Genomic DNA, 14367 nt, shown 5'->3' with positions numbered 1-14367 from the left:
CATGTCTAATTGAGCTTTTTTCTACTAAATGAGCTTTGACTATTTTTTCTCTGAAATCTACTGAATATGCTTTCATTGGCTATCCAACGCCTTAATCTCTGTTCATCAATTGTACTATGATATAGCGCAAAGCGCTGTATGGGTTACGGCTGGAAAAATTTCGTCCCGGCTCTGAGAAAACTAGGTTGTCAGGTTTCCTATAAAGTCAGTGTTCCACGAGAAGATGTCCCTAAATACTATCATCAACTCGACCTCTATATGATAACATCACGCATCGAAGGCGGTCCCTTAACCCTTCTAGAAGCGGGAGCTTGTGGTATTCCAATCATATCAACTCCCGTCGGTATTGCGGTAGAACTTCTTGCCAAACCTGGATGTGGCAAACTGCTTTCGGGATTCGATAGTCAAGAAATCGCCGAAGCGATCATTTTTAATATGGAAAATCCCCAGATAGCTCAAGCAAGAGCTGAAGTTTTACTCCAAGAAATCCGTCAATCTTGGACTTGGGAAGAGTCTTATAAAGACTTACCTAAAACGTATTTTGATATCTATAACAGAATAGCTAAATCAGCGCCGCTAAAGTTATCGAGCATCAATTGGGGTGATATACCCCCCTATCTTAATTTGCAACAAGATGCTGTCTTACAACGAAGCATTGCTAGAAACTATGCTTTGTTTTATTTTGCCTTCTGTCTCTATGATCACGGTGAAAAAATCGCCGCTTTACGGACAGGATTACCTCTTTTAAATAAGATAAAACCTAGCTATTTTTGGCAGGAACTTCATCGCTAGGAACATTGGTAAAAGCTTCGGTACAGGGGTGAGGGCGCAAGGATGGTGCCCCTACGTTCACACTCCTATAGACTGGCGCTCTAGATCGGATACTCATATTTTTCAAACCAATCTCGATATTTTTTCTCAATTTCTTCCACTAAATTTTTATCTAAATAGTTAACCCAATAACCCTTACTACCATCAGTAATATGATTGCTGTGGAAAAGATTAGTCTTGTGGTGAATATCATCCCGCTCACCCTCACTTTCATAAGATAAATTATTGATTTCCTCAACAATAGCTGATGCGTCCACAGAACCTACCTCACAACGTCGAGCTAATTCCTCTATAACAGTATTTTTTTGATTGAGAATCCGATCATAAGGAACTACTATATCAGCCACATTGATCCATTTTTCGTGGGTTTGTATGAGAGAGTCAGCGGATTCAATGGATGGAGGCGTTGTAAATGTTCTCAAATTACTTGCCAGCACGTCTCGAATATCTCTATACGAATACACAATCAAGTGCGCTTTATTGACGATCATTTCGTTGAAATCATGGATTTTGATCAGCGTGTATTCTTTTTCCGGTATCTTCTTATACTTCCAATCTCCTGACCATCCACAACTAAAATTATTCTTGATTGTCGGTGAACTACAAAGTACTAGGCGAGTAGCATTATATAACCATGTACTCCCAGATCTCAGCATACCTGAAGCGACAAATAACTTTGATTTCATGGCAATACATCCCTTTTTTTGCGTAAAACCCTGAGATTCTTTAACTCATTATATAGGGTGTTGTTTAAATTGATCATAAACTTAGTTTAAATCCTGTCTTCCCGAAAGGGAGTCCTGGATAATCCATCGGTTAAGTTTATCACTAAATAGACCAATAGTGCAACGGTTTTTACCAACAAAAATAATGTCATTGATAACCATAAAACATGGTTATTATGCAAATACCACGTGGCTACAGCCGGTGGGATAAATCCCCAAACACTAGCCAGCAAAATGGTATCACGAACGACTTTTCCATCCGCTAAACCGACAAAATATCCTTCTAACATTGTAGAAGCTGAGGCAAGGGTTAATAGAAAAAACAACCACCAAATATAAATATGTATCTGGCTATTAATTTCTGATTTATTGGTGAATATAGAAAATATAGTGTGAGGGAACAAAACACAAATTATAGCAATAGTTAAAGCTAGTATTAAGCTACTAATCATGGCGACCCTTAGTAAAGGCAAAAACTTTTCTGAGGATTTTTGACCTTTGAAGTTTCCGGATAATGTTTCTGTGGCAAATACCAAGCCATCCGTTAAATAAACACTAAGATGGCTGATTTGTCCGAGTAAGAAATTTTGAGTAAACGTAATCGTCCCCATCATGGCACTTAATTTACCAAAAAATGCTAATACTGATAATTCACTGATGTTGCTGATCAAGATATCCCGATTAAAAGAAAACGTTTGTTTAATGGCAGATGGCTCGAAAATTTGTGTTATTCCTGTTTTTATTTCTTGCCAGGAAAAGTCTCGATTAGAAAAGATTAAAGCGATAAAACACATAAGATATTGACTACAAGCCAGAGACGTTCCTGCCCCTTTGCTCTCCCAATTCAATTGAAGAATAAATACATAGTCTAAAAGAACATTAAAGGCATTGCCAAAAAATGATAAGATTAAGACTTGACTGTTTTTCTCTCTGCCCAAAAGCCAACCGATCAGCACAAAGTTAAGTAACACGGCTGGTGCGCCCCAAATCCGAGCATTAAAATAATTAATCGCTGACTCTTTTACCGTTACGTCAGCATTCAACAACGAAAATCCGATCTCTCGTAAAGGATACTGAAAAATAACTATAGTCATCCCTAGTGTCAAAGCGATTAATCCATTTCTTAATCCGATTAATAATATCCCTTGTCGGTCATCGGCTCCCACAGCTTGAGCTGTAACCCCTGTGGTTGCCATGCGTAAGAACGCGAGCGTTAAATAAACAACATTAAAGATAATATTAGCTAAAGATACCCCAGCTAAGGAACTAATTTCACTGAGATGACCGAGAAAAGCAACACTGATTAAACCCGCTAAGGGAATCATTAAATTGGAAAGAATATTAATGATCGCTAGTCGATAAAAGCGAGGAATAAAATCATAGTGATTCGTCAGTATTAAGGTCATAGGTTAAGAGACTTCACTTTTACAGCAAATTTCAAGTTGATGAATTACAGTCTATGCCAGCCAAAACCCCGACCTCTTCAAGAAGTCGGGGATCTTTGTACTAAGAATTAATTTAATACAGTACAGGGCTACTGAAAGCTTACATCATAATCCTTGATTTGATGAGTAAACTAGGTCGTTTACCTCTGTTCTAATTGCTCAACTTCCTTTTCAGTACGTTCGTTCGGGTTGGTGGGATTCCAGTCGGGAAATAGCCCAACGAAGAATTGATTGATGCTGGTGCGGGTGTTGCGGCTAGCATCATCTAGCGGTGCAGGTAGGACGCGATCGCCTAAGGTGATAAACAGCAATGCTAATATCAACAGGGGTCCTAGAAGATTTTTGAAACGCATAATTCTCCTCCCAGTCGCATCAATGAATTGTGCATACTGCTAGTTTTCCCCTAGGTCAAGATAAAACCAGCATCTTTTAATCATTCTTTACATTTTAATCAAAACCAGGTTCCCTTGAGCAAGTTGGGTCAAGTCAGGGCGGGTTTAGTTCAGTTAGCGGTTTGAGCCAGAGTGTTATCGATTAAACCCGCCCCTACACACTCCCTCAATCTAGACGCCGGATCAGATAGTGCGCTATGATTAGAGGCTGTGATTTTTTTAAAAAACCATGAATGCTCAAGAGGTTATTCGCTCCATAGAAGCGGAACAGCTTAAATCCGACTTACCGACAGTCCATGTTGGTGACACAGTTAGAGTCGGTGTCCGTATTCGCGAAGGGAACAAGGAACGGGTTCAGCCCTACGAAGGTACCGTGATTGCCATGCGTAACGGGGGTATCAACCAAACGATTACCGTGCGGCGTATCTTCCAAGGTGTTGGTGTAGAACGGGTTTTTCTGCTCCATTCCCCCCGAATTGCCAGTATTAAAATTGTGCGACGAGGTAAGGTGCGTCGGGCGAAGCTCTTTTATTTGCGAGAGCGTGTGGGTAAAGCGACTCGGGTTAAGCAGCGCTTTGACCGGGGGATTTAGATTTTTTTGGATATTGGCTTGGTATTCATGCCCTCAGTGCGTTACACTAAGTAAAGCAAAGGGGATAAATTCACCTCTACCAGCCAACCCAAGCGCTCTTAGTTCAGTTGGTAGAACGCAGGTCTCCAAAACCTGATGTCGGGGGTTCAAGTCCTCCAGGGCGCGTTCTAAATCTATAAAATATTAAAAGGCTGGGGGAGCATCAGCGGTTCTACCCAGATCTTGTCAACTTCACGGATGAGTGAAGCAGGTTAATATGAGTGATGAACGCTGGGTTGAACAGCTCTGATAATCAGTAGAAGGGGGAAGTCAACTATTGTGGCAAAGAAAACTAAAACGGAAACAGAGTCTCAGCAAAAAGCCTCTGGGTTTAATGTTGTAACGTTTCTTCAAGACACCAAAGAAGAACTCAGTAAAGTCGTCTGGCCCTCTCGGCAGCAACTGATTAGCGAATCGGCTGCCGTGTTATTGATGGTCGTTCTATCAGCCACCCTAATCTATTTAGTGGATGGCTTATTCTTGTGGGCATCACAACAGGTATTTGGATGAGTTTTGCAGCAAACGAATCATACGATCGCGATTCACAGTTTCAAGAATCCCCATCTGCCCGTTGGTATGCGGTTCAGGTGGCATCCGGCTGTGAGAAGCGGGTAAAGACAAATCTAGAACAGCGAGTGCAAACCCTAGATGTCGCTGACCGAATCTTGAGAGTTCAGATTCCCCAAACCCCGACGGTAAAAATCCGTAAGGATGGATCTCGCCAGCACTCTGAAGAAAAGGTCTTCCCTGGCTACGTCTTGGTCGAAATGGTCATGGATGATGAAAGCTGGCAGGTTGTCAAAAACACACCCAATGTGATTAATTTTGTAGGGGCAGAACAGAAACGTCGCTATGGACGGGGGCGAGGTCACGTTAAACCTGTACCCTTGAGTCCAGGGGAAGTCGAACGGATCTTCAAGCAAACCGAAGAACAAGAGCCAGTCATTAAAGTGGACATGGCTGTTGGTGACAAAATCATCGTGCTATCAGGTCCGTTTAAAGACTTTGAAGGCGAAGTGATTGAAGTTAGCCCCGAACGCAGTAAGCTCAAGGCGTTACTCTCCATTTTTGGGCGAGATACGCCAGTGGAACTAGAATTCAATCAGGTGGAAAAAACAGGCTAAGAATGGCAAAAAAAATCGTTGCAGTTATTAAGTTGGCGCTCCCTGCGGGGAAAGCCAACCCGGCTCCCCCAGTAGGACCAGCACTCGGTCAACATGGGGTGAATATTATGGCGTTTTGTAAAGAATACAACGCCAAGACCGCCGACCAAGTGGGAATGGTTATCCCCGTGGAAATCTCGGTGTTTGAGGATCGTAGTTTTACCTTTATCCTCAAAACCCCGCCTGCATCCGTGCTGATTAAAAAAGCAGCCGGGATTGAAAAAGGGGCAAGTGAACCCAATCGGCAAAAAGTCGCCACGATTACAAAGGCGCAACTCCAAGAAATCGCCCAGACGAAAATGCCTGACCTCAATGCTAATGATATTGAAGCAGCCATGAAAATCGTCGAAGGGACTGCCCGGAATATGGGCGTCGCGATCGCAGAATAGTCCTTCACTGCCATCAACCCGCAATTGCAGACCGTTGTCAACCTAATTTGGGGGAGAGGCGAGACGCTTCGTTAGTCACCCCAGGAGAGATAAATGCCTAGAAAACTGTCACGTCGATTACAAGAATTACAAAGCAAGGTCGAAGAACGACCTTATGAACCTACAGAAGCCCTGAAGCTGTTAAAAGAAACCGCAACGGCAAAATTCCCGGAATCCGCCGAAGCCCATATCCGCTTGGGAATTGATCCCAAATACACCGATCAGCAACTGCGGACAACCGTATCCCTACCCAAAGGAACGGGTCAGGTGGTGCGAGTCGCCGTCATAGCCAAAGGCGAAAAAGTCACCGAAGCGACTAATGCGGGAGCAGATATTGCCGGTTCGGAAGAATTAATTGGCGAAATCCAAAATGGGATGATGGATTTTGACCGCTTGATTGCCACACCAGACATGATGCCCCAAGTGGCGAAGTTAGGACGCCTCCTCGGACCCAGGGGCTTGATGCCTTCCCCAAAAGGCGGTACTGTTACCTTCGACCTAACTCAGGCGATCGAAGAATTCAAAGCAGGTAAACTTGAATTTCGTGCCGATCGCACAGGCATCGTTCATGTTATGTTTGGTAAGGCATCGTTTCCAGCGGAAGATTTGTTGGTTAATCTCAAGTCTTTACAGGAAACGATTGACCGCAATCGTCCCTCCGGGGCGAAAGGTCGCTTTTGGCGCAGTATATTTATCAGTGCGACCATGGGACCGGCGATTGAAGTCGATATCCCTAGCTTACGGGACATGAAAACAGCTGAAGCTGCGTAATCTGAACCGTTATTTTTGCAGTCTACAATCCAATAATTGCATTGGCTTGTACCAAAGACAGCAGGTGTTCATCACTTAATATCCTGCCGAGGTCAACGCCCGAAGTATCCACTGTCACTTTACATCTAAACCAAAGTACAGGTATTAAAGATACTCAGCGTAACCCCGGCATGTCCGGGGTTTCGTTATGGCTGAGGGCAGGATTTTCCCACTGGCAACTCTGAAAGGAAAAAAGGAGGTGAAACAAGCATGGGCAGAACCCTAGACAACAAAAAGGAAGTCGTCGCTGATCTCAAGGAACTCTTGAGTGAATCTCAACTCGCTATCGTCATTGACTACCAGGGACTTTCTGTGGCGCAAATTACCGATTTGCGGAATCGGCTGCGTCCCACAGGCACAGTCTGTAAGGTCACAAAAAATACCCTGATGCGACGGGCGGTTGAGGATGATGAAAACTGGAAACCCATGACCGAATTCTTGGTCGGTTCCTCCGCCTTCATGTTAGTCAAAGACGACGTAGGCGGTGCAATTCGGGCATATCAGGACTTCCAGAAAGCCACCAAAAAAACCGACTTCAAGGGTGGCGTAATGCAAGGTCAAGCCCTGAGTCAAGACCAAGTTAAGGCGATTGCCGACTTGCCGTCTAAGGAAGAACTCATCGGACAGGTTGCGGGGGCGATTAATTCCATCGCCACCAAACTGGCTGTGGGTGTTAACGAAGTACCTGCATCTTTGGGTCGCAGTGTCAACGAGATTCCTGGGTCACTGGGTCGCGTTTTACAAGCGCTCGCCGCTCAGAAAGAAGGTGGCGATTAATCCCAACCTGGACGGTCAAAACACTTGCCCTGAGCGTAATCGTTACCCTGAGCGTAGTCGAAGGGTAACACGTAAACAATCAAACAAAGGAGTTTATTCATGTCTGCTACAACCGACGAAATTTTGGAAAAGCTAAAATCCCTGACGTTGCTCGAAGCGTCAGAATTAGTTAAGCAAATCGAGGACACCTTTGGTGTTAGCGCGGCTGCTCCTGCGGGTGGCATGATGATGATGCCTGGAATGGCAGCGGCAGGTGCGCCTGGTGCTGCGGCGGAAGAGGTGGAAGAGAAGACGGAATTTGATGTCATCTTAGAAGAAGTTCCCGCTGATAAGAAGATTGCTATCCTGAAAGTCGTGCGAACCATGACTGGGTTGGGACTCAAGGAAGCCAAAGATATGGTCGAGTCTGCGCCCAAGCCGATTAAAGAAGGGGTAGCAAAAGAATCCGCAGAAGAAGCCAAGAAGCAGCTTGAAGAAGCTGGTGCTAAGGTTTCCGTGAAATAGAACTCTGTCGGGGCAAGTCATGGATTGCCCCGACAATCGATAGATTGAATTCATCCCCCGGATCAACACGAACGGGGGTTTTTTCATTTTTTGGTTAGTCGGTTGAGACAAACAACTGTAGGGGCGCAAAGCTTTGCGCCCTCTCAAAGCCGTAAAAATCTCTTCCACCATTTTAGCCGTGTCATATCATGTCCTGACGATTGCCCATAATTGCAATGCCTTAAATATAAGGGTTTCAGGCGTTTTTATTCAGGGGTGTTTGACCGGACATGATATCATACCAGTCGTGGTGTGGCACACCTCATTTAAAAATTAGACTGTAGGTTAGGCTGACGCTTGTTACCTAACAAAATTTAAGGCTAAAGCCCTTACTACAAACCCTCTCCTTGTCAAGGGTAGGGAACTCTCATCCGGAAAAAATAAAAAAAAATGTGACAGTTAATCAATAGTCTACTAGCTGATCACAATTTTTTAAACCTTAACTATAATTTTTCAATTCATTGCTAACTAATTTTTACATTTTTTCTATATTTATTGAAAAGCAATTAATTAATTTTCCTGAAATGCTTCATCCTTAAGGCATTCCAGGGTTTGACAAAAAGAAATCCATCAAAAAATCGCTAAACCTGGAACATTGACTCGATTAAAAACGACTTTAATAGTAACAACGCAACACTACACCCTACCTATTGATGGATGTTACTATGAAACGCAACCTTAAGTCTTTTGTTACCTTTTCAACCCTAGCCGCTACCGCGATCGCGCCTGTTTTATTATCGGCTGATATGGCGTCTGCCAAGCCCACGGGAACTGATGCCAACTATATCGGTGCTGGTGTCGCTGCAGGCGTGACCAACGGTGGAGGAGATAATGATGCCGCAACATTTGGCGGGAATATTCAAGGTCGTGTAACGACTTCAAAAGCGCCAGTTTCTCTGCGCGGTGCTGTTCTATTCAGCGATGATACCAGCGCCATTATGCCAATTGTTTCCTACGATGTTCCGGTCACCAATAATGCTAATGTTTACGTTGGTGCTGGATATTCCTTCGTTGAAGAAGACGGACAACCGACCCCATTAGGAAACAAAAATGCGCCTGTGGTAACCGTCGGTGCTGAAGCTCAATTTGGTCGCAACATTGTGGTTTATGGCGATACAAAACTCGGTATCGAAGCCTACGAAGATAGTCCAGCGTCTGCAGTTAGTATCCAAGCGGGTGCGGGTTACCGCTTCTAAACCATAACGCTCTGGTGAACTAACCCTGTAGAGACGTAGCATGCTACGTCTCTACACTACAGATTTTTCTGTTCAGGAATAATATTTAATAAAAATTCATAAAGATAACCCCATAAAAATGACGGATATCTTTACCATAAAATTACAGCCAAATTTGTTTTCAGAGATACAAAGCGGTTAAACTTGAAATAGAAAAGCAGCGTAACCTAATAAAAAATTATTGAGGTAAAGATCATGACTACTGAACTCAGCCAAGTTTTATCGATGATTTTGATCGTTTCTGTTTTCTCAATTGTTCTGTCACCCGTGTTGTGCTGGATTCTTCCCAACCGCACTCCCAAAAAAATCGTGTAGGAGGGGTGTTGAATCAGCTATCAGAGTCTTTAACGCTACATCAACAGGCTCTCAACATCGTTACTAGCAGGTACGAGCAAGCAACGCATTCATCAGGGTCATTTCATGAAACTTATAGGTCTATTAGCCCACCGTCTCCCGGTGGGTTAATTGTTGATTTGACCTAAAATGTATAAAAATCGCCCGACTTGTCAGAGTATAGTGGGAAGAACATTACGTTTTGGGAGCCATTCTCGGAACGCCACCGATGTATCACAAGCTCAAACAGCTCTGGCTAGCAATTACCAACCACCAAGGCGATAACCATCCGCGATCGCCTAATTCTCCTCTGCAAACTCCTATCCCCCTGTTATTTTACCCTGAGACTCAATCCCCAGCCGACAACTCAGACGAGATCCAGGAATTAAAACGGATTAATCAGCAACTACGGCGCGAGATTGCAGAACGAGAACAGGTTGAACAGGTATGGCGAGAGCGAGCGGCTTATTATCGTAACATTGTCGAAAATGCCAATAGCCTGATTTTACGCATCAATACTCACGGCAAAATCACCTTTTTAAACGAATTCGCCCAACAGTTTTTTGGTTACCCGGAAGCAGAAATCTGCGGACATTCTGCGGCGGGAACTATTATTCCAGAAACCGAGACATCGGGACGAGACTTGACAAACCTGATCCAAGACATCATTCAACACCCGGATCAATACCGCTACCACGAAAACGAAAATATCCGCCGGGATGGGAGTCGCGTTTGGGTAGGGTGGACGAATAAAGCGCTGATGGATGAATCGGAACAAGTAGCGGGTATTCTCTGTATTGGTCACGATATCACCGAGCGTCATTTCGCTCAAAACGCTCTGCGCTTGATGAATGAACAATTGGAGGAGCGAGTTGCTGAACGCACATCGGCGTTAACCGTAACCAATGAGCAATTGCGCCAGGAAATTACTGAACGTCAACGGGCGCAGGAGACGGAACAGCAGTTAATCGCGTCACTGCAAGCGGCGAAAGACCAGTTACAAGCTATTTTAGATGCTGTACCCGGATGTGTATCCTGGATGGGGACAGATTTAAAGTACCAAGGCGTTAACCGTTATCTGGCTAAGACATTCGGATTATCCGCCGCAGGATTTGTGGGGAAGGAACTGGGGTTTATGAATTCCACCCCCGGATTTAAGGACTTTATTGCCCAGTTTTTTGCTAGTCCCCTCCAGGAAGCCAAGCGAGAAATTGAAACCTTGATTGGTGATCACTGTCGGTATTATTTATTAGTTGCCCAGAAATACCAACAGGGTCAAGCCGCTGTCTGTGTCAGCGTGGATATTACTGAACTCAAGCGCACGGAAGAGGCGTTACGGTTGAGCGAGGAAAAGTTTGCTAAAGCCTTTCGCTGTTGTCCCAATTCGATCACGATTAGCACCTTAGCAGATGGACGGTATATCGAGGTCAACGAAACCTTTATGCGGTATTCTGGGTATGAACGCCAAGAGGCAGTTGGTCGCACCGCTGAGGAATTGAATATCTGGGTGAATCCTGAGGATCGCGATCGCATGGTTCATAGCCTACAGCACAACGGTACGATTACGAACCAAGAATATGAGTTTCGCACAAAATCGGGCGAGATTTTAATCGGTTTGCTTTCCGCTGAGATTATTAATTTAAGGGGAGAACGTTGCTTACTAGCACTTACCCATGATATTACCCAGCGTAAATTAGCAGAACAGCGTCTCAAAGAGAGTGAAGTTCAATATCGGGCAATCTTTGAAGCCACGACGGATGGCTTAATTATTAGCGATTTAGACGGACAACTGGTGGAGGTGAATCCAGCCGCGTGTCAAATGCATGGCTATTCCTATTCAGAGTTTATCCATCTTGATCCCGAACGTTTTATTCATCCGGACTCCCATTCAATATTTTACGAGTATCTTACTGCTGTCAGACAGGGGGTTCCCTTTCAGCGGGAAGCGGTGGATTTGCGTTCCGATGGTACGCCGTTTCCCATTGAGGTACGGGGAACCGGGTTTATGTACAAAGGAAAACCCCATCTTTTAGCCGTGGTGCGGGATATTACGGAGCGAAAGCAAGCCGAAGCCCGGTTACGAGAAGCGGCTGAACGCGATCGCTTGTTGGGAGAAATTGCGGCTCGAATTCGCCGATCCTTGGATCTGAATGAAATTCTGAATACGACTGTGGCAGAAGTGCGCCAGTTCCTGCAAGCGGATCGGGTTCTGATTAGTTATATGGATGGGACGATGCATGGCAAAGTTGTGGCGGAATCCGTGGCGGATACTTTTCCCTCTTGCTGGGATTTAGCGGTGGAAAATGATGAGTATTTTCAGGAGTTAATTGCTTTATTTGAACATACTGATGTGCAAGTTATTAACGATACCGCTCTTTTGGAAACGTCCCCGGAACGCGCCGAATATTTGGATCAATTTCAAGTGAAAGCAGCATTAGCCGTGGCGATTGTCGTGGATGAGCAAATGTATGGCTTATTAGTGGCACATCAATGCACAAGTCCGCGTCAGTGGCAACCCTTGGAAGTGGATTTACTGCGCCGTCTAGCGACACAAGTAGCCATTGCGATTAAGCAGGGACGATTATACCAACAGCTTAGCGAACTGAATACGAATTTAGAGCATCAAGTCGAAGAAAGAACGGCACAATTGCAGCAAAAAATGCAGGAACTGCAAGAACTGAATCAACTCAAGGATGTGTTCTTACATGCGGTATCTCATGATTTACGTACACCCGTGATGGGGATGTTAATGGTGCTGAAGAATTTACTTAATAGTTACTCCTCTCCTGAGAACCAAGAATTCCAGACATACGACAAAAAACAACAGACAATTCCTGTCTCGCGTTCTATTGTAGAACGGATGATTCAAAGTAGCGATCGCCAGCTTAATTTAATTAACTCGTTATTGGAAATTCACGCGGCTGAATCTTATGGGATTCCCTGTGAGTGCGAACCCTTGCAATTGAGTCAACTCATTCAAGAAATTTTGACAGAGTTGCAACCGTTACTGGCAAAAAATCAAGTGACGTTGACCAATCAAGTTCCCGATGATTTACCCTTCGTGAGTGCTGACGCCAAGCAATTGTGGCGAGTGTTTGAGAATATAATCACTAATGCGATGAAATATAACCCGCCCGGAATTCACCTAACCCTGAGTGCGACGGTGGTGGAGGATACTGTTGAAGGGGAGAAAGTTCGCTGTGCGATCGCGGATAATGGGGTAGGGATGGATCAACAGCAGTGCGATCGCCTTTTTGATCTCTACTATCGCGGCGCTTCTTCTCGCAGTTTAAGTGGTATTGGCTTAGGATTGTATCTGTGTCGGCAAATTATTAAAGCACACGGCGGCGAAATTGGCGTGATTAGTTCTCCAGGAGAGGGAACAACATTTTGGTTGACTTTAATTAAGTAGGTGGACACAATTAAAGTTAGCGGTGGAGATTAGGGAACAGGGAACAGGGAACACACAATTTAAATGCGTTTTAGCTTAGTCCGCCTGCACAGACATTAAAGGGAAAGCTTTACAAGTGCATCTTTGACGGCTGACGGCAATTGTCGCAGAATCTTGCCTTTCTCCCGGTCAACAGCAACTAACGTCACCCGACCGGTTACATAAAGTTCTTTACTATCGGGCGATTGAACCTGGTAATCCCAATAGATGCGAACGCCGTCCATATCTGTCATCCGGGTTTTGACAATAGCGGTTTGACCCATGCGAAGCGGACGGTGATAACGCACAGAGAGGTCAACCACGGGTAATTCACATCCCATCGCCACTAAATCAGCATACTCAATGCCAATTGACCGCAAGCATTCCACCCGTGCTTCTTCCATCCAGGTTATATAACTACCATGCCAAACCACACCCGCATAATCGCTGTGGTGAGGATGCGCCCGCACCGGATATTCATACCAGTGTTCGGTTGTGGCGGTTAACGAATGACTTTGGATGGCGCTGGTGGGTGGAAGTTGAGCCGAAGATTGAGAGTTGTCAGACATAGTATTAAACTAAGCGAGAACGTAACTGTTTCACTACCTAGATAACACAGGAGTAACCGTAAACCGCAAGCGGGAATAACCGATACATTCAGATTAGATTTAGAACAATAGCTTAGTTTTACGGTTTGTTAATGACCTGTTTTTCTGAGTTTCCATACTATGTATCCTGAGCTGTTTTTCGTGGACGCCCTCCTCGCTTACCATTCTGGCGAGCTGCTCTTGCTTTAGCTGTTGAAGTTACAGAACCTCCTCTACTACCTAATTCAGCCATCCAAGCCTTAGTTCCAAATATTCCGAGTATTAGGGATGGAATACTGAGATCAACATCTAGTGTTTCCCAGTGTAGACCTTCACCGGATGGTGTCAATTCAACTTGCGCCAAGTCATCTGGTGAGGCATCCGCTAACCCTTGAACTAACTCTGGGGGAAACAAAAAACTGGCTCCATTTTGGAGTTCAATAACAGTTCGACCAGATTGGTGATTATAATGAACAGATTGAGCGCGTGGTTCAGAAGCATCGGCAACTTGTGCTGCTGATCTTGCTTGGGCAATCTCATTCTTTAATATTTCTTCATTCAGATCTGTATTTTTCATAATTAGGTTATCCTTTTCAAGGAGTAATTTTTTGGTATTAGGTGTTAGGTATTAGCAGACACCTAACACCACTGCATCTATAAAAACCTATTTGATTTTATCTTAATCCAACTCATCTTCAGTATTATTCTCCATGAATATCTCTCCATTTCTCTAATAGTGCTGTCTGATGAGCAATAACCAATTTCATCGCCCTAACTGCATCTGAATCACTCATTTTCCATATTTTGACGAATGAAGGGCGTTCTGTTTCGCTACCAAGGTTAATCTTGGCTTCACCGCCCGCCTTAATAACGTGGACGTGAGATGGAAGGTGATCATTGGTATAAATACGTACACTAAAGCCATCCTTGCGTAAAATAGTTGCCATAAATACAAAGTTTAATATAGTCGATTAACCCAAGCGCTTGAGTTATCTATACGCTAACCTAAGCGCTTGGGTTTTGTCAAGCAACCAACA

The 14367-nt window shown here is 44.3% G+C and carries 16 protein-coding genes and 1 tRNA gene; 11 read left to right on the top strand and 6 right to left on the bottom strand.

The window, feature by feature from the left end; all coding sequences use genetic code 11:
• Positions 1 to 138 precede the first annotated feature (138 nt).
• Positions 139 to 792: a glycosyltransferase family 4 protein gene (locus RIG27_RS24230; RefSeq protein ID WP_446349431.1), complete on the top strand. Its 654-nt coding sequence runs from the start codon at positions 139 to 141 to the stop codon at positions 790 to 792.
• An 80-nt stretch (positions 793 to 872) separates the two neighbouring features.
• On the opposite strand, the gene RIG27_RS24225 is transcribed toward RIG27_RS24230, so the two are convergent.
• From RIG27_RS24225 to RIG27_RS24215, 3 genes are all read right to left on the bottom strand, one after another.
• Complete coding sequence (locus tag RIG27_RS24225) at positions 873 to 1517, bottom strand: hypothetical protein (RefSeq protein WP_446349429.1); 645 nt, start codon at positions 1515 to 1517, stop codon at positions 873 to 875.
• Positions 1518 to 1603: 86 nt separating this feature from the next.
• On the bottom strand, positions 1604 to 2962 hold the full coding sequence (gene gntT / locus RIG27_RS24220) for a guanitoxin biosynthesis MATE family efflux transporter GntT (protein ID WP_446349427.1): 1359 nt from the start codon (positions 2960 to 2962) through the stop codon (positions 1604 to 1606).
• Positions 2963 to 3141: 179 nt separating this feature from the next.
• The gene (locus RIG27_RS24215) at positions 3142 to 3354 is read right to left on the bottom strand and encodes a hypothetical protein (RefSeq protein WP_446349425.1); all 213 of its coding nucleotides are present in this window, start codon (positions 3352 to 3354) and stop codon (positions 3142 to 3144) included.
• Between the two features lie 268 nt (positions 3355 to 3622).
• Between RIG27_RS24215 and rplS the strand changes: the two genes are divergently transcribed.
• The 10 genes from rplS to RIG27_RS24165 all read left to right on the top strand — a co-directional run bounded on the left by rplS (position 3623) and on the right by RIG27_RS24165 (position 12725).
• The gene (gene rplS, locus RIG27_RS24210; RefSeq protein WP_446349423.1) at positions 3623 to 3985 is read left to right on the top strand and encodes a 50S ribosomal protein L19; all 363 of its coding nucleotides are present in this window, start codon (positions 3623 to 3625) and stop codon (positions 3983 to 3985) included.
• Between the two features lie 92 nt (positions 3986 to 4077).
• A tRNA-Trp gene (locus RIG27_RS24205) sits at positions 4078 to 4150 on the top strand.
• Between the two features lie 153 nt (positions 4151 to 4303).
• The gene (gene secE / locus RIG27_RS24200; protein ID WP_446349422.1) at positions 4304 to 4534 is read left to right on the top strand and encodes a preprotein translocase subunit SecE; all 231 of its coding nucleotides are present in this window, start codon (positions 4304 to 4306) and stop codon (positions 4532 to 4534) included.
• The gene (nusG, locus tag RIG27_RS24195) at positions 4531 to 5148 is read left to right on the top strand and encodes a transcription termination/antitermination protein NusG (protein WP_446349420.1); all 618 of its coding nucleotides are present in this window, start codon (positions 4531 to 4533) and stop codon (positions 5146 to 5148) included. Before secE ends, nusG begins: the two co-directional genes overlap by 4 nt.
• Positions 5149 to 5150: 2 nt before the next feature.
• Complete coding sequence (gene rplK, locus RIG27_RS24190; RefSeq protein WP_446349418.1) at positions 5151 to 5576, top strand: 50S ribosomal protein L11; 426 nt, start codon at positions 5151 to 5153, stop codon at positions 5574 to 5576.
• A 93-nt stretch (positions 5577 to 5669) separates the two neighbouring features.
• Complete coding sequence (gene rplA, locus RIG27_RS24185; RefSeq protein ID WP_446349416.1) at positions 5670 to 6386, top strand: 50S ribosomal protein L1; 717 nt, start codon at positions 5670 to 5672, stop codon at positions 6384 to 6386.
• Positions 6387 to 6635: 249 nt separating this feature from the next.
• A complete protein-coding gene (rplJ, locus tag RIG27_RS24180; protein WP_446349414.1) occupies positions 6636 to 7202 on the top strand; it encodes a 50S ribosomal protein L10 in 567 nt (188 codons plus the stop codon).
• A gap of 99 nt (positions 7203 to 7301) precedes the next feature.
• Positions 7302 to 7706 (top strand): 50S ribosomal protein L7/L12, encoded by a 405-nt coding sequence (rplL, locus tag RIG27_RS24175; RefSeq protein WP_446349412.1) that lies wholly within the window; start codon positions 7302 to 7304, stop codon positions 7704 to 7706.
• A 704-nt stretch (positions 7707 to 8410) separates the two neighbouring features.
• Positions 8411 to 8941 carry an outer membrane beta-barrel protein gene (locus RIG27_RS24170; protein ID WP_446349410.1) on the top strand — a complete coding sequence of 177 codons (531 nt, stop codon included), beginning with the start codon at positions 8411 to 8413 and terminating at the stop codon, positions 8939 to 8941.
• Between the two features lie 574 nt (positions 8942 to 9515).
• Positions 9516 to 12725: a sensor histidine kinase gene (locus RIG27_RS24165; RefSeq protein WP_446349408.1), complete on the top strand. Its 3210-nt coding sequence runs from the start codon at positions 9516 to 9518 to the stop codon at positions 12723 to 12725.
• 95 nt (positions 12726 to 12820) lie between these two features.
• Here RIG27_RS24165 and RIG27_RS24160 read toward each other — a convergent pair whose 3' ends face one another.
• From RIG27_RS24160 to RIG27_RS24150, 3 genes are all read right to left on the bottom strand, one after another.
• Complete coding sequence (locus RIG27_RS24160) at positions 12821 to 13312, bottom strand: acyl-CoA thioesterase (RefSeq protein ID WP_446349406.1); 492 nt, start codon at positions 13310 to 13312, stop codon at positions 12821 to 12823.
• 157 nt (positions 13313 to 13469) lie between these two features.
• Complete coding sequence (locus RIG27_RS24155; protein WP_446349404.1) at positions 13470 to 13907, bottom strand: DUF2442 domain-containing protein; 438 nt, start codon at positions 13905 to 13907, stop codon at positions 13470 to 13472.
• Positions 13908 to 14031: 124 nt separating this feature from the next.
• A complete protein-coding gene (locus tag RIG27_RS24150; protein WP_446349402.1) occupies positions 14032 to 14277 on the bottom strand; it encodes a DUF4160 domain-containing protein in 246 nt (81 codons plus the stop codon).
• Between the last annotated feature and the right edge of the window lie 90 nt (positions 14278 to 14367).

This window comes from Coleofasciculus sp. F4-SAH-05, from assembly GCF_040222985.1.
Lineage (GTDB): Bacteria > Cyanobacteriota > Cyanobacteriia > Cyanobacteriales > Coleofasciculaceae > Coleofasciculus > Coleofasciculus chthonoplastes.
The sequence above is the reverse complement of the archived record's forward strand: the minus strand, read 5'-3'. Positions and strand labels throughout refer to the sequence as shown.

What these genes read in the sequence shown, in the direction of transcription:
- nusG (WP_446349420.1), top strand. Translation starts at nt 4,531, where the DNA reads ATGAGTTTTGCAGCAAACGAATCATACGATCGCGATTCACAGTTTCAA.
- rplS (WP_446349423.1), top strand. Translation starts at nt 3,623, where the DNA reads ATGAATGCTCAAGAGGTTATTCGCTCCATAGAAGCGGAACAGCTTAAA.
- rplK (WP_446349418.1), top strand. Translation starts at nt 5,151, where the DNA reads ATGGCAAAAAAAATCGTTGCAGTTATTAAGTTGGCGCTCCCTGCGGGG.
- RIG27_RS24170 (WP_446349410.1), top strand. Translation starts at nt 8,411, where the DNA reads ATGAAACGCAACCTTAAGTCTTTTGTTACCTTTTCAACCCTAGCCGCT.
- RIG27_RS24230 (WP_446349431.1), top strand. Translation starts at nt 139, where the DNA reads ATGGGTTACGGCTGGAAAAATTTCGTCCCGGCTCTGAGAAAACTAGGT.
- RIG27_RS24160 (WP_446349406.1), bottom strand. Translation starts at nt 13,312, where the DNA reads ATGTCTGACAACTCTCAATCTTCGGCTCAACTTCCACCCACCAGCGCC.
- RIG27_RS24215 (WP_446349425.1), bottom strand. Translation starts at nt 3,354, where the DNA reads ATGCGTTTCAAAAATCTTCTAGGACCCCTGTTGATATTAGCATTGCTG.
- RIG27_RS24150 (WP_446349402.1), bottom strand. Translation starts at nt 14,277, where the DNA reads ATGGCAACTATTTTACGCAAGGATGGCTTTAGTGTACGTATTTATACC.
- RIG27_RS24155 (WP_446349404.1), bottom strand. Translation starts at nt 13,907, where the DNA reads ATGAAAAATACAGATCTGAATGAAGAAATATTAAAGAATGAGATTGCC.
- gntT (WP_446349427.1), bottom strand. Translation starts at nt 2,962, where the DNA reads ATGACCTTAATACTGACGAATCACTATGATTTTATTCCTCGCTTTTAT.
- rplL (WP_446349412.1), top strand. Translation starts at nt 7,302, where the DNA reads ATGTCTGCTACAACCGACGAAATTTTGGAAAAGCTAAAATCCCTGACG.
- rplA (WP_446349416.1), top strand. Translation starts at nt 5,670, where the DNA reads ATGCCTAGAAAACTGTCACGTCGATTACAAGAATTACAAAGCAAGGTC.
- rplJ (WP_446349414.1), top strand. Translation starts at nt 6,636, where the DNA reads ATGGGCAGAACCCTAGACAACAAAAAGGAAGTCGTCGCTGATCTCAAG.
- RIG27_RS24225 (WP_446349429.1), bottom strand. Translation starts at nt 1,517, where the DNA reads ATGAAATCAAAGTTATTTGTCGCTTCAGGTATGCTGAGATCTGGGAGT.